Consider the following 21862-nt stretch of genomic DNA (forward strand, 5'->3'; position numbering starts at 1 on the left):
TCTTCATGAACGCTTTTTTTATGGGCTGAATTCGCTGTAAATTTGAAAGTCCCCGATCCGGTATTCAATCTATCTCGGGAATCTTTCGCATTTATTTTCTAACTATTTCCGTTTCTTCCCTAGTTTAATTCCGTAACCTGTTGTCCATTCAATAAAATCAGCTTTACCGCCATGGGCTTTAATGGAAACACCGGCAAAGAAATCTTTGTAAACTTTATAACGTACTCCTGCTCTTAAATACACGGGCATGCTCTCGCCATTGAATTCGTTGCGATGAAGATAGACTCCTACATTTCCGTTGATATAAAGGCGTGAATTTAACACATGATCAATGTAGAATGCGGGGCTGTAAGAAAATAAAGCGGAGAATTTTCCGGCTTTGTCGCCGGCAACCTTCTCGTCGTTTCCACTGGCTGAATAAAATGCATCAAACCCAGCGCCAAGCCGCCATTTGTAGCCGAAATGCTTGCTGTAGTATGCACCTAGCATAGATTTAAAATATTGGCCATCGTGTTCGCGATCAATCTGTTTGAAGCCAAAGGCATAGTTGAAATGGAGTTCCTCTGTTTTCTCCATTTGTGGAATACTACTTTTTCTATAATCAAAAGGCTTGTTTGTTGGTGTATACGAAACGGATAGGCTCAACGGGACGAGGTTTATCCCTGTGTTCGGTAATGCCAGGGCGCCATTGCTGAAGTGGTGGAAGGCTGCACCAGCCCCTACCTGAAAGTTTTTATTTAGGCGGTAGTTGACCTGAAGTCCAAGATCAATAAATACATTGTTTTTGCTGCCAATAAGTAGGTTGAACGGATTGTCCTCCTCATTATAGGGGTTGAATCTCCCGGAAAGACCGAGCGCAATGCGGTAGTTGAAATTCCATCTTGAATTTACTTTTGGCCGAATAGGAATGGCGACAAAGCCATAGGCGGCGAAAGGTCGTCCGAGGTGCTCCTGACCAAAAGTACTGCTGTAGATGCCTATGCCGTATATTGGATAGTTGTATATTTCATTGTAAATACTCTTCAATGAGTCTTGAAACTGGGTCTGAAAACCGACTCTAAAATTTAACCCACTATAGTATGAGTCAGCAAGGGTTTCTTTGGAGCGCTCATTGAATTTGAGTTCGCCCCCGCTTTCATGTTCAAGTTGGAATATAAGTCTCGTCTTAGCTGGGGTACGGCTTTGTAAAGTGTCATTCGGATTTTCTATTCGGGGTGTGACCTGTGCTGTGGCACGAAAGGAGAGCAGTGTCAGGGCCACAAAAGCAAGTATTCTTGATCTCATGAAATAAAACGTTAGCGTTTTTTAAAATTTTTGCAAAAATAAGAATGATATATCATTGTAACAACAGTATTTAAACAGTAGCGAAATCAAGTTATAAAAAATGCCATTTTTCAGCCACACCATGTCGGTTAGTGGTGAGAGAAATTAGGCAGCTTAACTATCAGGCTGTCAAATGGGTAAATAATTATTGTTTATGTCTGTAATTATATTGCATATAAAAAGCAATTTATCTAAGTTTGAGGTGAAAAGAAAAAGGAAATATGATTAAAAACCTATTTAGAATTACTGCTGTTACGTTTGCACTAACAACAGCAGGGTGTGCTTTGTTTGCTCAAAACGCCAAATTTGATTGGAAAGAAGCATCTGAGGGGGGGTACACCTACAAGTACGTCACGAATGACCCTACACATTCACGGTTTTACAAGTTAAAAAATGGCTTAACGGTGATTTTGAGCCCGACCAAAAAAGAACCACGTATCCAAACCTACATTGCGACAAAAGCGGGGAGCAAAACAGACCCGAAAGATCACACCGGTTTGGCCCATTATCTGGAGCATATGCTGTTTAAAGGAACCGATAAATTTGGTTCTAAAGACTGGGCAAAGGAAAAACCTTTGTTAGATCAGATTGATGCGCTCTATGAGAAATACAATGGTACAACAGATGAAACCGAACGGAAAGCAATCTATAAGGAAATCGATAAAGTATCTGGAGAGGCTGCGAAATATGCTATTGCGAATGAATACGATAAATTGATGGCATCAATGGGGGCGGAAGGTACTAATGCATTCACCTCATTTGAGCAGACAGTCTATCAGGAGCAAATTCCTAGTAATGTAATGGATAAGTATCTCGCTGTACAGGCAGAACGGTTTAGATATCCGGTATTGCGTCTGTTCCATACTGAGCTGGAAGCTGTGTATGAAGAGAAAAATATCAGTCTGGATAAAGATAATCGTAAGGCTGTAGAATCGATGTTTTCAGCTGCTTTTCCTAATAATAATTATGGAAAGCAGACGACAATTGGTACGGTAGAGCACCTTAAAAACCCATCTTTGAAAGCGATTCGTGAATATTTTCACACCTACTATGTCCCTAACAATATGGGGGTTATTATGTCGGGTGATTTTGATCCTACAGAGGTAGTGAAAAAGGTGGATAAGGCCTTTGCTTTTATGCAGGCGAAAGAAATTCCGGCCTACACGTTTGATGCAGAGAAACCAATTTTAACTCCTGTTGTCCGCGAGGTTAAAGGTCCGGATGCTGAATTTATGTTAATGGGATTCCGTTTTCCTGGCGCTGCAACAAAGGATGCCCGTATGCTCAATCTGATGAGTCAGATCTTGACAAATGGTTCTGCCGGTCTGATTGATCTGGATTTGGTGAAGAATCAAAAATTATTAGGTGCAGGTGCTTTTCCGTATGTGTTAAAAGACTATTCTCTGCTTCTGTTGCAGGGTAATCCTAGTCAGGGACAGAGCTTGGAACAGGTGCAACAGCTGCTGTTACAAGAGTTGGCAAAATTGAGAAAAGGAGAGTTTTCGGATGAGCTGATCACGGCGATTGTGAACAACGCTAAGAAAGACGAAATCAAGCAAAATGAAAGTTATGGTGATCGTGCTGAATCATTGATGGATGCCTTTACTTCGGGTCAGGATTGGGCGTCTGTCGTGGGCTATTCGGATGAGTTGAATAAAATCACCAAGCAAGATGTGGTTGATTTTGCTAACAAATATTTGAATGACAATAATTATGTTGTTGTTTATAAGCGTAAGGGAGTTGATAATAATGTCGTTAAAGTTGTTAAACCTGAGATTACTCCCGTAACGGTCAATCGTGATGACCAGTCTGATTTCTTGAAGAAAGTAGAAGCATTGCCAGAGGATAAAATTCAGCCGGTATGGGTAGATTACAACAAAGATATTCAGAAGGCTACTGCAAACGGTTTGCCAGTACTTGCTGTAAAGAACTCAGATAATGAACTGTTTTCGCTGTCTTATCGTTTTGATGGTGGAAAATGGAGCAATAAATTGCTTTCATTGGCTGCGGGTTATCTAGAATTTTTAGGTACAAAAGATAAATCCAGTGAGCAGTTTAGCAAGGATTTTTATCAATTGGCGTCTGATTTTTCAGTGTCTGCAGGAAATGAAGAAACTATGGTGTCGATTTCAGGCTTGAATTCAAACTTTATAGCTACACAGAACTTGATTCAGGATTTATTGCGTAATTGTGTTGCTGATCAGGAGGCTTTCAAAATGTATATTGCCCGTCTTAAAAAAGCGAGAGCAAATGCGAAAGAAAACAAGGGCGCGATCATGGAAGGCCTAAAATCTTATGCTAAATACGGCGCTAAAAATCCATTTAATAATGTGTTTACAGACGCGGAATTGGATGCTTTAAAAGCGGAGGATTTGGTGAAGGCATTGCACGATTTGGCTAATATGAAACATACGATGCTTTATTTTGGCCCGTTAACTGCCGCGGAATTTGTAGCGAAAGCGAAGCCTTTGAAACAAGGGGCTGGAGAGTATGTTCCGGCGAAAAAGGCGGTCGTGTTCGCAGAATTGCCAACAAGCAAGAACCAGGTTCTTTTTGCTAATTTCGAAATGAAGCAGGCTGAAGTATTTTGGTATAGAAGCTCAGGAGTATACAGTAGTGCCTTGACACCGACTGTTTCTCTGTTTAATAATTACTTTGGTGGCGGCATGGGAAGTATTGTCTTCCAGACTATCCGTGAATCGAAAGCATTGGCTTATTCAACTTATGCCTATTATGGACAGCCTTATAAAAAAGAAAACCATTACACCGTTGGGGCCTATGTTGGGACGCAGGCTGATAAGTTTAACGATGCGATTAAAGGCATGAATGAGCTGCTGGATGTGTTGCCTGAAAGCGCTAAAGGGTTGGATATTGCGAAAGTAAGTCTGGAAAAATCAATTGCCAGTGAACGTGTGTTGAATGCGTCTATATTAGGTAGTTATCTAGCTGCACAACGTTTGGGAAATGCAACTGATATTCGTAAAGTTGTCTATGAGCAAGCGCCAAAATTAACTTATGGTGACCTAAGCACTTTCCATAAGAAAGAGATGAGTCAAAAGCCGTACGTTTATTGTATTGTAGCGAAGGAAGAAAGTCTTAAGCCAGAGGATCTTGCGAAACTGGGCGAGGTTAAAAAGCTGGATCTTAAAGAGATCTTCGGCTATTAGATCCCGGATTTGCTTGTCTTAAGAATTAGATTAGCGTATGATACGAAAGAAGCCTCCGGTGTTTGCCGGAGGCTTCTTTCGTATCAGGTTTTGTGATGCCCTTTGTTTTTTAACCTTGTTTCACGCTACGGAATCCTTGTTTCACTGTTCGCGAGTAGGATTAGTTTTAAGGTGAATTCGCTATCATGGCTACTAAAACTAGCGTATTAAAACCTGATAATCTCCTCAATCTGTTCGTTGATAAATTGCAGCGTATCTTCTTTGAATAACTGCCCTTCATCATTCAGTTCGTTCTGAACATTGGGTAGAAAGATCTTAAGGGGAAGCACGTGCATTCTTAAGTAGTGGCATATGCCCGTCAGGTGATCTATGCCGCGGAGGTTGCCATAGCGACCTGAGGATAACCCAACCAATGCAACTTTCTTGTGATAAAAACTAATCGGAAATGTACAGCAGTCAATGAACAGTTTCAGTGCTCCTGGAATACTTCCATTGTATTCGGGAGCGATGAAAATAAATAGCTCAGCTTTACTGACCATTTCTTGGATGGGTTCAAATGCGGTGCTTCTTTTTCCGTAAAGATCTGTTTCTAAAATGTTTGCTGGTAGATCTTCCAACGAAAAGATGTTACTTTCAATTGACTTACGATCAAGTAATTGCTGGTAGCATTTTGCTATTTTTAACGTCTTACTATTGGGACGGTTTGTTCCGGATATTATTAAAATCATTGTGTTGTTGATACTTATAAAAAGCGCATTTTCAAAGTGGATACATATCTTGATTTTTTGTATCTTAGCATCCTGAGGATATGTGCTTTCGATCAATCAAAAGTACGAAATATGCTGAATTAGTTTTGTTAATTTGAATCGCAGATTAAAATTTGGGCAAATTGATCTTCAGAAACGTGAAATGTAGTATAAAATGACATTTTAATTAAGAAAGGTTTTCATTCAAGATGGGAAAAGTAATTGCAATCGCAAATCAAAAGGGTGGGGTCGGAAAAACCACAACGTCAATTAATTTGGCGGCTAGTTTGGCGGTTTTAGAATATAAAACATTGTTGGTCGATGCAGATCCCCAAGCAAACTCTACTTCTGGGATTGGCTTTGACCCTCGTACAATCAGCGCAAGTGTATACGAATGTTTAGTGAATGATTTGGATCCTCGTGAGGCTATTCAATCAACAGAAACGCCAAATTTGGATCTTTTACCGGCTCATATTGATTTGGTTGGGGCAGAAATTGAGATGATCAATATGCACGAAAGGGAGTACAAGATGAAAAAAATCTTGGATCAGGTGAAACAGGATTATGATTTTATTATCATCGATTGTTCGCCTTCCTTAGGCTTAATTACAATCAATGCACTATCTGCTTCGGACTCAGTTATCATTCCGGTACAGTGCGAATACTTTGCCCTAGAAGGACTTGGTAAGTTGTTGAACACAATTAAAATCGTTCAAAACCGTTTAAATACAAGTTTGGAGATCGAAGGAATTTTGTTGACCATGTATGATGTTCGTTTAAGATTGTCAAATCAGGTGGTCGAGGAAGTGAAAACACATTTCACAGATTTAGTTTTTGATACGATTATTCAGCGAAATACCCGTTTGAGCGAAGCTCCAAGCTTTGGAATTTCTGTTATCATGCATGATGCGTCCTGCAAAGGGGCAATAAATTATTTGAATTTGGCACGCGAGATTTTACAGAAAAACGGGCATCTTAATGAAATGAATAAAACAGTAACCGCATAATATGGCAGCACATCAGCGTAAAACAGGACTGGGAAGAGGCTTAGGTGCGCTATTAAACGATAGTGTAGAAGTTCCTGCTAAAGGTAATCAGCAAGTGGAAGAAGCTCCTCTAGTTACACCAACTGCAGTAAAAACAACAAAAGAGAATGGCAGTATCAGCCATGTCCGTGTAGAAGAAATATCTGTCAACCCTTTTCAGCCGCGTACAGAATTTGATCCGGTTGCCTTACAGGAGTTATCGGAATCGATTAGTTTACAGGGTTTAATTCAGCCGATTACCGTACGTAAAATTTCGGACGGAAATTATCAGTTGATTTCCGGAGAGCGGCGTCTCCGCGCTTCGCGCTTGGCCGGTATCACCGAAATTCCAGCGTATATCCGTACCGCCAACGACCAGCAGATGCTGGAGATGGCCCTGATTGAGAATATTCAACGGGAGAACTTAAATGCTATTGAAGTAGCCTTAAGCTTTCAGCGTATGATTGAGGAGTGTAATTTAAAACAGGAAGAATTGGGTGAACGTGTTAGTAAAAACCGTTCTACTGTTACAAATTATCTCCGTTTATTAAAACTTCCACCTGTCATTCAAGCGGCAATACGCGATGGAGCCTTGACTATGGGACATGCTCGTGCCCTGATTAATATTCCAGAGGTTGATAAGCAGCTTTATATCTTTAAGTTGATTATTGATCAAGGTTTATCCGTCCGTAAGGCGGAGGAGTTGGTTCGTGAGTTACAAAAAGGCGGTAAGAAAAAAGCTGGAAAAGATAAAGCTCCGATGTCTTTTCAATTGCAGAAAATTGAAGATGATCTGGCGTCGAAATTTTCTTCTCGGGTCAAATTGAATCTGAAGAGCACGAAAGGAAAGGGTGCTATTGAGATACCTTTTGAGTCGGAAGATGATTTAAGTCGCATTCTTGAATTGTTAGATTGGTAATATGGCCAAGTTAATAAGCTTGATATTTGCGGTGTTTGCACTGTCGGTAGTACATGGACAGACTGTGGATACAATTCCTAAGAAACAGTTGGCACCCGTCAAAATAGATAGCATAAAGCAAAAATCGGTACAGGATACCGTAAAGAAGGAATCTCGGAAGGAACGTAAAAAACGGGAGAAGGAGGAGGCGAAGGCGAAAGAGAAGGTTGTGTTTAAAGATTCAACCCGTTTGGCTATCGAAGCAAAAAATAAACAAGCTTGGAAGCGCTCTTTAGTACTTCCAGGCTGGGGACAATATACAAATGGCGGCGTTTGGTGGATAAAAGTACCTGCAATCTATAGTGGCTTAATAACAACCGTACTTGTTTTCGATTTTAATAACCGTTATTATAAGGAATTACTGGGGGTATTACAAGACAAAGCTCTTGGTAAGCCGATTGATCCTTATTACATCGGAATCTCCGACCAATCTATCATCCGGGCAAAAGATAATGCGCGGCGAAATCGAGATCTCATGGTGCTACTTACGTTAGGTGTTTATGGCCTGAATGTCGCAGAAGCTTATATCGACTCGATGCTTAAATATCGCTGGAGTATCGGTGATGATAAACCCAAAAAAACGGCTTTCTTAATAGGACCTACTTTAATGGATGCTAGTCTCGCGTCAAGAACTTATTCGTTTAAACCTACGGTCGGACTTAAATTGACCATGAAATTCAATTAAAATCTCCTGTTTTAAAGGTTATATTTTGATTCCTTTTGTTTATTCATGAGTTTATTTCTTTATTAAGGGATTCATATAGCCCAAGCAAATTTAAGACAATAAGGACTGAACAGTTTTATTTTCATACGGGTTTATGGTTTTAAACATGGGTATTTCATTGAAATTTTTTAATTTTAAAAATAAACTATACTTTTTTCTAAATATATGAACATCATTCTCTTGGGATATGGCAAAATGGGGCAGATTATCGAAAGATACGCGCTGAAAAGAGGCCATCAAATTTTTTTAGTTGTCGATGAACATAATCGTCCTAACCTGACTGCTGATGATATTAAAGGTGCTGATGTCGCAATAGACTTTAGTGTACCTTCTGCAGCATTGGATAATATGAATCTTTGTCTTGAGGCAGGTGTACCTATTGTCGTCGGAACAACCGGTTGGTATGATCAACTGGAGGATGTTAAGGCGAAGTGTTTGGATGCTGATGGTTCTATTTTGTATGGATCCAACTTCTCTATCGGAGTGAATGTATTCTTCCATATCAATAGAATGTTGGCGAAGGCATTGCAGCCTTATAAACAATATGATGTTCAGGTAGAGGAAATACACCACATTCACAAATTGGATGCACCAAGTGGTACAGCAATTACGATTGCAGAGGGGATATTGGATAATAGCGATGTGAAAACCAATTGGGTAAATACTGTTGTTGGTGAACAAGATGAGCTTATTCCAAAACCACAGGAACTTTTAATAGAAAGTCATCGAATTGAAGAGGTTCCGGGAACACATACGGTACTTTATAGTTCTGAGGTTGACCAAATAGAATTTAAACATACCGCACATAGCCGTGATGGATTTGCTTTAGGAGCTGTAGTTGCTGCTGAATGGTTGAATGGCAAAAAAGGTTTCTATCAGGTTACTGAAATTTTTGATTTTAATAAATAGTACTAATTAGTAGATTATGGGATTAATTATATTTGCGGTTTTAACAGCAATATCGGGATATGGTTTGTGGCAATTGTTTGTTAAAGCTGGCAGAAATGGCTGGGAAGCGATCGTGCCTTTTTATAGCCAGTATATTCAGGCAAAATTGACGGGAAGACCTACATGGTGGGTAATTTTATTGCTCGTGCCAATTGTCAATGTCTTTGTTTTCTATAATCTTTACCTTGATTTTATCCATTGTTTTGGAAAACGCCGGTTTTGGGAGAATGCTGCTGCTGTTTTAGTGCCTTTTATCGTTCTGCCCATGTGGGCAAAGGACAACAATGTGCGTTTTTTGAATGGTTTATATGCAAAGAATTTAAAGGCAGCTACTCAGGAAGGTATTGAACTGACCGAGGAGAAACGTGCCGAAATTGCACTTGAATCTTACAAAGATTATAAAATTAAATATCCGTACAAGAAATCCATGGTACGCGAATGGGCAGATGCCATTGTATTTGCAACTGTAGCAGCGTCACTTATTCGTGGTTTTCTGATCGAGGCTTATATGATTCCTACAGGATCGATGGAGCGTACCTTGTTGATCGGGGATTTCTTATTTGTAAGCAAGTTAAATTATGGACCACGGGTTCCTAACACACCGATTGCCTTTCCTTTTGCGCATCATACGATGCCCATCACTGGTGGGAAAGCATATTCTGAATTGATTGAACTACCTTATAAGCGTTTGCCAGGATTTCAAAAGATTGAGCGTAATGATGTTGTTGTTTTCAATTTTCCTGCAGGTGACACTGTCGCGCTCGAGAACCAAAATGCAAGTTATTACGATCTTGTTCGGGCTTATGGCTGGCAGACTGTCAATTCCCAATTTACGATCCAGGCAAGACCTATTGATAAAAGGGAGAACTATATTAAACGCTGTGTCGGATTGCCGGGCGATAAAATTTTCATGAAGGATGCTAAACTCTTTGTGAACGATCAACCGGGTTTTGATCCTCCAGAAAGCCAATTGGACTATCTCGTCTTAACGGATGGTACCCCATTAAATATGGATAGATTACGGGAGTTGAGAATAGAAGCGGCTGGTGGAGATCAGCAGCCTGGTGTTTATCAGTTGTTCATGACAAAAGATGAATTAGCTATAGTAAAATCGTGGTCGAATGTCAAAGAAATCAGAAGAAATCCTGGTGGTGAAGGTGCTTATCCGTACGATCCACAATACAAATGGAATTTTGACAATTTTGGGCCGATTTTAATCCCAAAGAAAGGATGGACGGTGGCATTAAATGCACAGACTCTGCCCATTTATGAAAGAGCGATCCGCGTTTACGAAAACAATAAGTTAGAAAAACGTTCGGATGGGATCTATATCAATGATGTGAAAGTAGACCATTATACGTTTAAAATGGATTATTTTTGGATGATGGGTGATAATCGCCATAATTCCTTGGATTCAAGAGGTTGGGGATTTGTTCCCGAAGATCATGTTGTCGGAAAGGCTTTATTTACTTGGATGAGCTGGGATGAGATTGGTACAGGACTTTCGAAAATTCGCTGGAACCGTATCTTTAAAGGAATTCATTAGCAACTGCCATTTGAGCAATAACACCGCTATTTGGGGTGCAATAAAAAAGGGCTTTCACAACGAAAGCCCTTTTTTATGAATCTGTGTTTTCTCTCAGCAAGAGAAAACCTTTGTGATCTCGTTTGGAGCTGCTGGTGACAGCGAAATTACGAAGGTTTTAATGAATATTTTTGCAGTTTCTCAACCACAAGGGTGCTGCCTGATGAACGCTATTCCCTGAATGTTGCACTACTTCAAACAAGCGAGGTAACGTTTGATCGTTTCCTCTAACCCTAAGTATAGTGCATCGGATATAAGCGCATGGCCTATGCTTACTTCCAGCAGCTCAGGAATGTGCTGGTTGAAATATTGCAGGTTGTTGAGGTCCAGGTCATGGCCTGCATTTAGACCTAATCCAACTTCACGTGCTTTTAATGCAGCTTTGAAATAGGGTTTTATCGCAAGTTCTTTATCGAAGCCATACTCTGTAGCAAATCCTTCTGTATAGAGCTCAATGCGATCTGTTCCTGTTTCGGCCGCGGCCTCTACCATTTCTTCGACGGGATCAACAAAGATAGAAACACGTATACCTGCATCTTTGAACAATTTACACATATCTTGTAGATAGGCTTTGTTTTTAATGGTATCCCAGCCATGGTTAGAGGTTAATTGTCCTTCGGTATCGGGCACTAAGGTTACCTGTGCTGGTTTATTGGCCAATACAAGGTCAATAAACTTCTGTTCTTGGCAATTCCCTTCAATATTGAGTTCGGTCTGGATTTCTGCTTTTAGATCAAAAACATCCTGATATCGAATATGTCTTTCATCAGGTCGTGGATGCACAGTGATACCTTGAGCGCCAAAACGTTCACAGGCTAGTGCCGCAGATACTAGATTGGGGTTATTGCCACCTCTAGAATTTCTGAGCGTTGCGATTTTATTGATATTTACTGAAAGTCTAGTCATTTTCCTGTATGTTATGATGTAAAAATACAAATAATATCTATTTTTTTTTAACTTGCATATATGGATGGAATCGACTATAGCCTGTTTAGCGGCTTTCGCCTATTGGACGTTATTGATATCATATTGGTAGCGATTATTATCTACTATATCTATAGTTTGATTAGGGGGACCATTGCCGTTAATATCCTGATTGGCGTAGCACTGTTTTATGGCGTTTATATTGTCGTCAAACAGATGCATATGCGCTTGCTGACTGAGATATTTGGCGGTTTTATATCCGTAGGATCAATTGCTTTGATTGTTGTATTCCAGCAGGAAATCAGGCGGTTCTTACTACACGTGGGAAAGAATATATCCATGAAACGGAAAAAAGTTTTTTGGTCGTTTATCGGGAATAAAAAGGCAATACAAAAAGATTTGACGGAGGATCTAAAACCCGTTATTGAAGCCTGTAGAAGCATGTCGCGTACACGGACGGGAGCTCTATTAGTTTTCTCAAAGTATTTTGACGAGGAATATTATCAAAGCAGCGGTGAGTATATTGATGCCCATATCTCCAAGCGCTTGATTGAAAGTATCTTTCATAAAAATAGCCCATTACATGATGGTGCGGTGGTTATTGTTGATTTTAAGATTATGACAGCATCTTGTGTGCTACCATTGTCGGATAGTGAGGATTTACCGCTGCAATTCGGACTACGGCATCGCGCTGCAATTGGAGTGACGGAAATCTCGGATGCGATTGCCGTTATCGTCTCTGAAGAGACTGGTGAGATATCTTTTGCGAAGGATGGAAACGTCAATATGAACGTTTCACCAGAAGAACTTGAGCAATTGCTAAAAGACGAGTTATAAAATAAAAAGCTGAGCTATAAAAAAGGTTTTAAATGCCAATGCCCCCAAAAAGTTAGACACTTTCTGGGGGCATTTTTAGATAGAGATACCTATTTCTTTGCAGCGTTGATCACTTGTGTATTTAATTTGATGTATTCACCATTTTTATCTGCTGTGGCAACTTCAAGACCTTTGGTTGCTGTTTCTATCGCGCCTTTTTTATCTCCAGCTTTTAATTGCGCTTTTGCTTTCCAAAATAGGACGTGAGCGGCTTTGGGTTGAGCTTTAGCAGCTTCGTCAAACCAGCTTAGTGCTTTATTTAGATCTAAATTATTACTGAAGTAATATTGGGCTGCAGCAAAATAAGGTTTTTTCTCACCCTTCATAGCCTCGTCAATAGAAGCTAATATTTTAGCCTGTTGATTGACTTTGAGATCAACCTTTACAGACGTTTTTTCCCAAGCGAGACTCAATACAGCGCCTGTAGGTGTAACATTGTCAAAAGAAATGGTAAATGTCTCCACTGGATTTGCTAAGGTCTGTGGTTTAACATTGAAGCGTAAGGCATCTTCAGTTTGTTTATAGGTATAGGCACCCCATTGTTTGGTGTTTTTACTGATGATGATGGTCCACTCTGATTTGTTCGGGATTGTGAAAAGAGCGTAGGTTCCAGCAGAAAGCTTATGGCCATTCAACTCAACATCACCTTCAAAGGTTAATGTGGTATTGGTATTTGCTCCTGTACGCCATACTTCATTATAAGGAACAAGATCGCCAAAGATCTTACGGCCGTTCATGCTAGGTCTGCTGTAATTAAGGGTTACGTTTTCAATACCCAATCCTTGTGTAACTGTCTGTGAGCTACTTGCTGCAGGTAGCTTTAGCTGAGCAAAAGATTCGTTGGCCGTAAACATCATTGTTGCGGCAATGGCAATTGCAAAAAGATTCTTTTTCATCTGTATCATTGTTTGTTTTGTTGTATGCTTAATATTTAATGGCTCTTACAGCATCTATCTCCTAAAAGTAGGAAGAATTTTAAGAAAAAAAGGCATCTNNAGATGCCTTTTTTTCTTAAAATATAAGATGGATTTACCTTAATTCGTTTTTCCCACTTTATGACCTGCTATAGAGAAATACATAATGTATAGATAGCCTGGTACCATCGCATATAGGAATGCATGTTGAAAATCAATATGCAAATGATCTTTTAACAGTCCATAGATCAAAGGCCATATTGCTCCACCAGCAATACCCATAATCATAATTGCTGATCCTGTTTTTGTGAATTTTCCCAGACCTTTAATTCCTAATGGGAAGATCGCTGGCCACATGAGGGAGTTTGCGATTCCTAACAAGGCAACAAATATAAATGATGTTGTGCCAGTTGTGAAAACAGAAATGACGGTGAATGTGATGCCAATGATTGTGCAAATGCGTAGGGCCATTTGTTGCGATACAAATCTTGGAATGGAGATAATACCGATAATATAACCGATCAACATGCAAGATAGTGTAAATGCTGTTGCGTAGGTCGTAAAGAAGGGATCAACTTTCAGTTCGCGTGCATAGACGCCAATGATATCTCCCGCCATAACTTCGACCGCTACACAGAAGAAAATTGCCAAAGCGCCCAAGAACAAATGTGGATATTGAAATATCGATGTTTTCTTTGCCGCAACAGTTCCGCTTTCTGCGCTGCTTTCTTCTTCTGCATCCATATCGACCTCAGGCAGGTGAGTGAACTTTAAGAATATTGCGAAGGCAACGAATATAATTGCAAGAGAGATGTATGGTGTGTGTACGCGTTGAAGAAGATCATCTAAGATCGCATTCTTTTGGACCAGATCCGTTGTTGCTTCTAATTTTGCTGTTACTTTTTGAGCATCTTTTAAAAAGAGTGTTCCGAAAAGGATAGGTACAATGATACCAGCCGATTTATTGAAAAAACCAGCTATTGAAATACGTTGTGCTGCGCTATCAATAGGACCAATAATACTTAAGTAAGGGTTAACTGCTGTTTGTAATAATGCCATTCCTGAACCTTGAATAAAGATTCCTGTTAAAAATAGACCATAGCTTCTGTTATCTGCCGCAGGAATAAAGATCAAAGACCCTAAACCTAATATAATGAGACTGACAACTAAACCATTTTGGAAACCAATTTTTTTGATGATGACTGAGCTTGGAAGTGCTAGGAAAAAATAAGCAATATAGGAAGCAAAGGTTACGAAGAAAGCTTGCAAATCTGTTTCGAGGTTACAAGCAATTTTTAAGAATGGAATTAAAGTTCCGTTTGCCCAGGTAATAAAACCGAGGATAAAAAATAAACCACAGCAGATGGCCATAGGGCGAAAAGCTGTTTTACCAACGTTAGGATTAGTGGTCATGTTTTGTTTTATTATATTTAGTTAAGTTATCGTTCGAGTAGTTAAGTTATCGTTCGAGGATTGGTAAATCAGTAGGAATAAGGAATGAACAAACGATTGCGCTCCATAATTACTGATTTTTAAGGTATCCATCCTACAAGACTACTTAAATTTCTTGAATATTGGAAATAAATAAAGGCATATTTTTGAGGGATTTTGATAATTAATTGACAAAAAAAAGGAGGATAAATTGTGAAATTTATCCTCCTTTGCTTATGAACGTTGTCGAATTTTAATTGGAACAAGTTGATAAATCGAGTTAGCAGGAGCCATACAGTCCTCGTTATTTTGGAACGATTGCTACTGTAAGTCTTGAGATACAATTTAATTTGTTGAAACGATCGTACATTTTTATTTCCCAAATATGTGTGGACCGACCAATGTGTATTGGACTACATTTCGCGGTGATTACACCGCTACTGACCGGGCGTATGTGATTGGCATTTACTTCAAGTCCCACACCGCGGTATTTGTCAGGGTCAACCACGAGATTGGATGCGATACTTCCCAAAGATTCCGCCAGAACGACAGAAGCACCGCCATGTAAAATGCCGTGCGGCTGTTTGACTTTATCTGTTACAGGCATGGTCGCCGTGATGGAGTTGTCATCTATTTCTGTTGCTTGAATTTCGAGCAGACCTGACAGATATTTATTGAAGAATACGTTAATTTCCTCAATGCTGTAATGCTGAAACCAAATTTTTGACATCGTCTGAGTTTAAATAACGTTCTTGGATAATAATGCGGTGATGATTGAGATGGCCCGCAATGACATACAAAAGCGCTTTTACACTTGTCAGCCGTTCAGATGCCATGCCCTTACGTTCTAGTTCCACATCGTTAAAACTATTGAAAAGCATCATGTTAGCTTTGCGAAGAAAGGTGAATTCTTTGCTTAAACTTTCTAATGTGCGGTCGTTGTAACGGGAATATTGAATGAGATAGTCTTGGTCATACCCGGCAAGCTCTTTAAGGTCATTACGTGAAAAACGCAATGCCCGGTAAGCCATGATACGCTCATTATCGATGACGTGGCCAACAACTTCTTTGATGGTCCACTTATCTTCGGCGTATTTAAAATTACCTCTTTCCTCAGGAATCGTGTCCAGAAATGCTGGAAAGGAGAGCGTTTGTTCTTCTAGTGCATCAAACACGTTATCGACGACAGTCTCAATATAAGGTGCGTAGACTGCTGGATATTCGTCAGATTTGAGTGGCTTCATATTTTAAATTGCTTTTTAAGATTATTCGAAATGTTGTTCCTTTACCTACTTCAGATTCTTTTACAAAAATTTGTCCCTGGTGGTACCGCACCATTCTTTTTGTCAGACTAAGGCCAAGCCCCCAACCTCTTTTCCGTGTTGTGAAACCCGGCTGGAAAACAGATTCAAAATTAGATCTCGGAATTCCTTTGCCTGTATCACTAATGTCTATAAAAATTTCTTCTTTCGCAATATTTTCTGAAATATTAACAGTTATCTTTCCTTCTGTGCCAATGGCATTTACTCCGTTTTTCAATAAATTTTCGATAATCCAATCAAAGAGTGGAATATTGAGTTGTGCTTCAAGATGTGTATCGCCTTTTAATTCGAAAGCAATTTTATTACTGGTTCGTATGCGAAAATAATCCATATAATTTTTGATGACATCATAGAGGTTATGGTTGGTCAGTACGGGAGTAGATCCTATTTTGGAGAAGCGGTCAGCGACGATTTCAAGTCGTTTAATGTCATTTTCCATTTCATTTAGCGTGTCATCTTCTTCGGCATCAAATTTTATGCGAATCAATTCTAACCAGCCCATCAGTGACGAAATAGGGGTGCCCAACTGATGCGCTGCTTCTTTGGTTAGTCCGACCCAAACAAGATTTTGTTCAGATTTTCGGATGGAGTTGAAAACCGTATAGGCAATAATGAGAAAGAGGGCAATCAATGATAATTGTACATAAGGAAACACCCTTAACTGTTGCAAAAACCAAGAATCCTTATAATAAACATGCCATTTTTGACCATTTTCCAATTCCAATGTAATCGGAGGATGGCTCTTCTTCATAAACGCGAGCTGCTTTTGAAAATATGCCGGATCATAATCGAGATGTTTTGTAACACTGTCGTTGTGTCCGGGTTTAATATTTGTCTTTGTGGAATCGAGGTTACGCCAGAAAATAATGTCTTCCTTATCGTCAGTAATAATTGCTGGTAAATTTAGGCTGTCTCTTACGGCGTAAATAAATGTAATGAATTCATCATCAACGTCGGGCATGGTCATGATATTTTTGGTACTCATAGCCCATACCTCAGCCTTTGAACGTTCGGCATGCGCAAGATTTCGAACGAGGTAGTTGGTATAAACCAAAGAGGCGACAGCAATGACTGCTGCAAAGATAAGCAAGATAAATTTCCAGCGTTGCTGGCTAATCTGATAGGGTTTCATGATTACGTATTCGTGTCCTTCATTTGCAAATTACTGAATAAATGTCTGTTTTCTGCACTTTTATTTCATTGAAGAAGTTAACGTACCATCCAAATCAAAAATTTTGTGGTAATTTTGCGGCATGAGTTCAGAAAGAAAAGTAAGAGTGCGTTTTGCACCGAGCCCGACAGGTGGTCTTCACCTTGGTGGGGTACGTACAGCTTTGTTTAATTTTCTCTATGCGCGTCAGCATCAGGGAGATTTTATTTTACGTGTCGAGGATACGGACCAAACTCGTTTTGTCCCAGGTGCTGAGGAGTATATCAACGAATGTTTAGCATGGTGTGGTCTGTCTCCCGATGAAAGCCCGTTAAAAGGGGGCGAGTACGGACCTTACCGTCAAAGTGAGCGAAAACCATCTTACCGGAAATATGCTGAGCAGTTGATCGAGAATGGTTATGCTTATTATGCATTTGATACTGCAGAGGAATTGGATGAGCAACGTAAGTTGCAGCCTAATTTTCGCTATAGCCACGAAAATAGACTTCAATTGCGTAATTCATTGAGTCTGTCTGAGACTGAAACTCAACAATTATTGGATGCGGGGACTCCGCATACCATTCGTATAAAGATTCCTACCGATGAAACGGTAACATTCACGGATATGATCCGTGGAAAGGTTGCTTTTGATACAAATCTTGTCGATGACAAGGTGTTGCTTAAAGCAGATGGCATGCCGACTTATCATCTGGCAGTTGTTGTCGATGATAAAGCTATGGAAATATCGCATGTTTTCCGTGGTGAGGAGTGGCTGCCTTCGGCACCCATCCATATTTTATTGTGGGAATACCTCGGCTGGGGTGATAGCATGCCAGGTTGGGCACACCTTCCATTAATTCTGAAACCAGATGGAAATGGTAAATTAAGTAAGCGTGATGGCGATCGCTTGGGCTTCCCTGTTTATGCAATGAACTGGACTGATGCGAAATCTGGTGATACAACAAAAGGATTCCGTGAGATGGGCTTCTTGCCAGATGCTTTTGTCAATATGCTTGGGGTGTTGGGCTGGAATGATGGAACTGAACAGGAGATTTTCTCCTTAGATGAATTGATCCAGAAATTTGGTGTTGACCGTATCAGTAAAGCTGGGGCAAAATTTGATTTTGAAAAAGCAAAATGGTTCAACCATGAATGGATTAAACGCACATCGACAGAATCTCTGTTGCCACAGATCAATACAGTTTTGGAGCATCATCAAGTAGAAGCCGATGCCGCTTATGTGAGCCGAGTATTGGATGCCGTGAAAGAACGTTTAACCTTTGTTGAAGACTTTTGGACTCAGGCGTCCTTCTTCTTTTCGCAGCCTGCGGAATATGATTTGAGCGCGGTAAAACCTAAATGGTCTGCTGAGAAAACAGCATTTTTTGAGCATATTAACCAATCATTCGAAGGATTTAATACCTGGAAGGCTGCTGAATTGGAACCCTTCTTCAAAGATGCGATTCAGGCATCAGGGATGAAGATGGGTGAGCTTATGATGCCATTCCGGATTATGCTGGTAGGGGGTAAGTTTGGACCAGATGTATTTCAGATTGTTGAATTACTTGGTCAACAAGAGGTCATAGCGCGTGTGAAAAAAGCACTTAAAGAATTCGATGCTTAAATAGCTTTAAGTACGAGATACTGAAAAGGGGTTGTCTGCATTGCTATGCAAACAGCCCCTTTTTTCTGAAAGAGGTTGTTTATTGATTGCTGTTGTTTTTATCAAGTCATCAATGCGCGATTAAGTCATCAATGCGCGCGCGATACGCGGTTGATTAGCCAAAAAGAATCTTCCGTTCGGGTTCTTAACTGTTGTTGCTCGCGAAATCATGGAGCTTGTCTATAGGGGGGAGTGGCCTCATTTACAAGTATGGTATCCTTAGGCGCATGAAAAGTGTTTTGGCTGGGCCGAATAAAAATATTAGCCCCGTTATTAGTATTCCTAGTATCCCTAGATAAGTAAATATCTCCATGTTACTGATTAACGTTGCTTGCTGACTTAGGGTTCCCGAAATACTTTTGCTGGCAATACGGCTTGCTATCTGATCGCCATATATTCCGGCATATTTCTCCATTAATGTATCCCAATAGTTTATTGTTAAGGTATTGCTTGTATTCAATGTTTGTTCGAGTTGAATATAATGTTTTTGATTTAGTACATAACTGACGTTTTGGATAAGAGCAAATCCGACATTCGTACTCCAGAACCGAGCTGTTGTGCCCATAAGACCTGCATTGCCAACGTGATGGGATTCGACACCAGTCAAGATATAGATAACAAGCGGTGTAAAGAGCCATCCCTGACCTATTCCTTGAATAAACAAAGGAAGACCGATTGCCCAAATTGTGGTGTCAGGGTAAAATGTGGGTACAAATATAAAACATGAGGTCGCCAAAATCAAAAAGCCGAAACCAAAGATATATTTAGGAGATACATCGCGCAGGAGTAAAAAACCTGAACTACCGACACCCAGTATTGTGCCAAACACGTTGATGTACTGTACATCAATAATATAATGCCAGGGCCACTTCCAAACTGTAGCCATTACAGTATAAACATTATTGAGGCAGCTACGAATAATATAAAACAGAAAAAACAGGGTAACACCAAAGATCACATTTTTGTATCTCAAGATCTCAAAATGAAAAAGGGGTCTTTTGACCGTCTTTTGTTTAATCATAAAGAGTGCGCCGAAAATAAGGGAAAGGGCGAAGTTTATGGTGATATTGGCGTGTTCAAACCAATAGTATTTGCGACCATAAATTAAGACATAAGCTCCACAGCTCAATGATATCAATAAAAACAAGCAACTTGCCAGATCTAATTGATAGAGGGGAAATTTTTTACCCAAGCGATTATTGTTAAGTAACAGCAAAGCTATTGCAATCACAATCAAATGCCAATAGAGGACGACGTGGATCATATCTTGCCATCCGTAATCCATAATACTTTCTTTGAGTAAGGAGGTCGTTAAAGTTGATCCCGTAAGCATAAAGGTGTACAGGAAAAAATAAGCAATCGTACGGCTTTTGGCATGCCTAATTTGCATCATAAGCAAGGGAAGAAAGCAAGCTCCTTCCAATACACAGAAAATACCTTCTACCACGCGCAGAATGCCAATAAGAAATGGATCTCTTGTCAGCGAAATGCCTAGTAGGATCAAAATGGAAAGACTGCAGGTCAAAAGAATATATGTTCTTACTCTGAAGAAGGAAAATAGCCGCTGAAATAGAAGTAAAGCAACGACAATGGCGCCATACATCAGGGATAGAAAATACTGAATATCCTCGGCTTCAATGTCCAGTACCGAAGCGGTAAATGCCGTATTGGAATGGAAGAGAGACATTAACATGAGATGTGGGAACATCGCTAATATCATTAACGGAAGTTTTATCCATTCGGGCACCCAACTATAGTATAAAGATTTATTCATACGCATGATGATTAGGATTGATGGGTAGCATGGATAACCACATTCATACCGGCACGCAATTTCTTAAGATCCTGTTTTGGATCAAATACAATTTTAATAGGAATCCGTTGTTCAATCTTTACGAAATTTCCGGTTGCATTGTCTTGAGGTATCACGGAAAATTTGGAACCTGATGCTGGGGAAAAAGAGTGAATTTTTCCTTTAAAACTAAGTTTGGGAAAGGCATCAACCTGTATCGTGACTACAGTACCTTCTGAAAGGTTTTCGAGTTGAGTCTCTCTAAAATTAGCGTTGATCCATTTTTCCTCGCTAATGACGTTGGCTAGTGTCTGGCCTTCCTTTACAAATTGTCCTGGTTGGATCGTTCGTTTGCCAACAAAGCCATCGTAGGGAGCGGTTACTACGGTATAGGAGAGAAAAAGCTGTGCATTTGTTTTCGCAGCCTTTTTGATATTGATATTAGCTCTTGCCGGCAATTCGTTTGCTTTTTCTTTGCTGCTGTTCAGTTGAGCTGAATTATATTCTTCCGTAATGGCGTGCAATTGCGCCAATGCGATATCGTATGCTGCTTTGGCATTATCGTACTGCTGTTTGGTGGCAGCCTCAGCTTCAAATAAATTCTTGAACCGATTGTAATCCTGTTGGGTCTGCCATACACTTACTTTTGCAGCCTCTAATCTTGCCTTTTGAACCGAAATACTATTAGCTGCCGCATCGGCTGTTTTGCTGAGAACCTCGGCATTTCTCTCACTACTTTGGAGTTCGGCATTCGCCATATCCACCTTGGTTTGATACTCGCTCGCGTCTATAATAAGCAGCGTGTCGCCTCGATGAACATATTGATTTTCCTCAAATCGTACCTCTTTAATAAAACCAGCGATTCTACTGGCAATGGGTGTAACATATTGATCAATTTGAGCGTCATTTGTCGTGACATACTGATTAGTAAAAATGAGGTGTCTGATTAAGACGCCAATACCGGTCAATAATAATAGGCTGGCAAATATGACGAGCACTTTATTAAATCCCTTTGTTTTGTCTTTTTTATCTTCTTTATTCATTGTTGTTTAATTGCGCGTTTTTCAATTGTTTGCTTTGCCTGTGCTTATTCCTTTGTATGTGCTTGACGTATCCTTTACCTTAAAATCATCAAAGCTTCCAGCTCAAAAAGTCTCGGAGCCATTCATCCAGTTCAGCTATGCTGTACTCGAAGTAGCAATTTTTCTGGTTTTGTATTTGACTTAAACAGGAGTACTCGGAATACGAGCAAATTTCCTCTGAGCACATGAGCATATGGCTGTACAAAGATACTGTGAGATAGAAACGTTTTGT

At 39.9% G+C, this 21862-nt stretch carries 18 protein-coding genes; 8 read left to right on the plus strand and 10 right to left on the minus strand.

The features are described from left to right. Positions 1–102 precede the first annotated feature (102 nt). On the minus strand, positions 103–1284 hold the full coding sequence (locus B4Z90_RS17655) for an acyloxyacyl hydrolase (RefSeq protein WP_286774835.1): 1182 nt from the start codon (positions 1282–1284) through the stop codon (positions 103–105). Positions 1285–1544: 260 nt separating this feature from the next. Between B4Z90_RS17655 and B4Z90_RS17660 the strand changes: the two genes are divergently transcribed. Next, positions 1545–4490, plus strand: coding sequence for a M16 family metallopeptidase (locus tag B4Z90_RS17660; protein WP_286752744.1), 2946 nt, complete (start codon positions 1545–1547; stop codon positions 4488–4490). 206 nt (positions 4491–4696) lie between these two features. Here the strand turns inward: B4Z90_RS17660 and B4Z90_RS17665 are convergent, their stop codons facing one another. Then, positions 4697–5218 (minus strand): NADPH-dependent FMN reductase, encoded by a 522-nt coding sequence (locus B4Z90_RS17665; protein ID WP_286710244.1) that lies wholly within the window; start codon positions 5216–5218, stop codon positions 4697–4699. Positions 5219–5445: 227 nt separating this feature from the next. On the opposite strand from B4Z90_RS17665, the gene B4Z90_RS17670 reads away from it, so the two are divergent. The 5 genes from B4Z90_RS17670 to lepB all read left to right on the plus strand — a co-directional run bounded on the left by B4Z90_RS17670 (position 5446) and on the right by lepB (position 10437). Then, on the plus strand, positions 5446–6243 hold the full coding sequence (locus tag B4Z90_RS17670; protein ID WP_070561294.1) for a ParA family protein: 798 nt from the start codon (positions 5446–5448) through the stop codon (positions 6241–6243). 1 nt (position 6244) lies between these two features. Next, positions 6245–7180 (plus strand): ParB/RepB/Spo0J family partition protein, encoded by a 936-nt coding sequence (locus tag B4Z90_RS17675; RefSeq protein ID WP_159333448.1) that lies wholly within the window; start codon positions 6245–6247, stop codon positions 7178–7180. Position 7181: 1 nt separating this feature from the next. Then, positions 7182–7904 carry a DUF5683 domain-containing protein gene (locus tag B4Z90_RS17680; RefSeq protein ID WP_286802852.1) on the plus strand — a complete coding sequence of 241 codons (723 nt, stop codon included), beginning with the start codon at positions 7182–7184 and terminating at the stop codon, positions 7902–7904. 204 nt (positions 7905–8108) lie between these two features. Continuing rightward, complete coding sequence (gene dapB / locus B4Z90_RS17685) at positions 8109–8852, plus strand: 4-hydroxy-tetrahydrodipicolinate reductase (RefSeq protein ID WP_070561291.1); 744 nt, start codon at positions 8109–8111, stop codon at positions 8850–8852. A 16-nt stretch (positions 8853–8868) separates the two neighbouring features. After that, positions 8869–10437 (plus strand): signal peptidase I, encoded by a 1569-nt coding sequence (gene lepB, locus B4Z90_RS17690; RefSeq protein ID WP_112375039.1) that lies wholly within the window; start codon positions 8869–8871, stop codon positions 10435–10437. A 228-nt stretch (positions 10438–10665) separates the two neighbouring features. Here the strand turns inward: lepB and B4Z90_RS17695 are convergent, their stop codons facing one another. Further along, positions 10666–11382, minus strand: coding sequence for a pyridoxine 5'-phosphate synthase (locus B4Z90_RS17695; protein ID WP_046672649.1), 717 nt, complete (start codon positions 11380–11382; stop codon positions 10666–10668). A 60-nt stretch (positions 11383–11442) separates the two neighbouring features. On the opposite strand from B4Z90_RS17695, the gene cdaA reads away from it, so the two are divergent. Then, entirely contained in the window at positions 11443–12237 is a 795-nt protein-coding gene (gene cdaA / locus B4Z90_RS17700; protein ID WP_046672648.1) for a diadenylate cyclase CdaA, read from the plus strand. Positions 12238–12326: 89 nt separating this feature from the next. Here the strand turns inward: cdaA and B4Z90_RS17705 are convergent, their stop codons facing one another. The 5 genes from B4Z90_RS17705 to B4Z90_RS17725 all read right to left on the minus strand — a co-directional run bounded on the left by B4Z90_RS17705 (position 12327) and on the right by B4Z90_RS17725 (position 17075). After that, on the minus strand, positions 12327–13172 hold the full coding sequence (locus B4Z90_RS17705) for a DUF2911 domain-containing protein (protein WP_286802853.1): 846 nt from the start codon (positions 13170–13172) through the stop codon (positions 12327–12329). A gap of 138 nt (positions 13173–13310) precedes the next feature. Beyond that, on the minus strand, positions 13311–14603 hold the full coding sequence (locus B4Z90_RS17710) for a sugar MFS transporter (RefSeq protein ID WP_159333446.1): 1293 nt from the start codon (positions 14601–14603) through the stop codon (positions 13311–13313). A 322-nt stretch (positions 14604–14925) separates the two neighbouring features. Beyond that, complete coding sequence (locus tag B4Z90_RS17715; protein ID WP_112375037.1) at positions 14926–15351, minus strand: hotdog fold thioesterase; 426 nt, start codon at positions 15349–15351, stop codon at positions 14926–14928. Beyond that, complete coding sequence (locus B4Z90_RS17720; RefSeq protein ID WP_046673623.1) at positions 15317–15865, minus strand: DinB family protein; 549 nt, start codon at positions 15863–15865, stop codon at positions 15317–15319. The genes B4Z90_RS17715 and B4Z90_RS17720 overlap by 35 nt, the downstream gene beginning before the upstream one ends. Next, positions 15846–17075, minus strand: a complete 1230-nt coding sequence (locus tag B4Z90_RS17725) for a sensor histidine kinase (protein WP_070561286.1) — start codon at positions 17073–17075, stop codon at positions 15846–15848. Before B4Z90_RS17725 ends, B4Z90_RS17720 begins: the two co-directional genes overlap by 20 nt. A 121-nt stretch (positions 17076–17196) precedes the next feature. Here B4Z90_RS17725 and gltX point away from each other — a divergent pair, with 121 nt between their 5' ends. Next, complete coding sequence (gene gltX, locus B4Z90_RS17730; RefSeq protein WP_286802854.1) at positions 17197–18717, plus strand: glutamate--tRNA ligase; 1521 nt, start codon at positions 17197–17199, stop codon at positions 18715–18717. 241 nt (positions 18718–18958) lie between these two features. Here gltX and B4Z90_RS17735 read toward each other — a convergent pair whose 3' ends face one another. Then, positions 18959–20530, minus strand: coding sequence for an MFS transporter (locus tag B4Z90_RS17735; protein ID WP_286802855.1), 1572 nt, complete (start codon positions 20528–20530; stop codon positions 18959–18961). Positions 20531–20541: 11 nt separating this feature from the next. Further along, positions 20542–21591 (minus strand): HlyD family secretion protein, encoded by a 1050-nt coding sequence (locus B4Z90_RS17740; RefSeq protein WP_286802856.1) that lies wholly within the window; start codon positions 21589–21591, stop codon positions 20542–20544. Between the last annotated feature and the right edge of the window lie 271 nt (positions 21592–21862).

This window comes from Sphingobacterium sp. UBA5639 (assembly GCF_002421245.1).
Lineage (GTDB): Bacteria > Bacteroidota > Bacteroidia > Sphingobacteriales > Sphingobacteriaceae > Sphingobacterium > Sphingobacterium multivorum.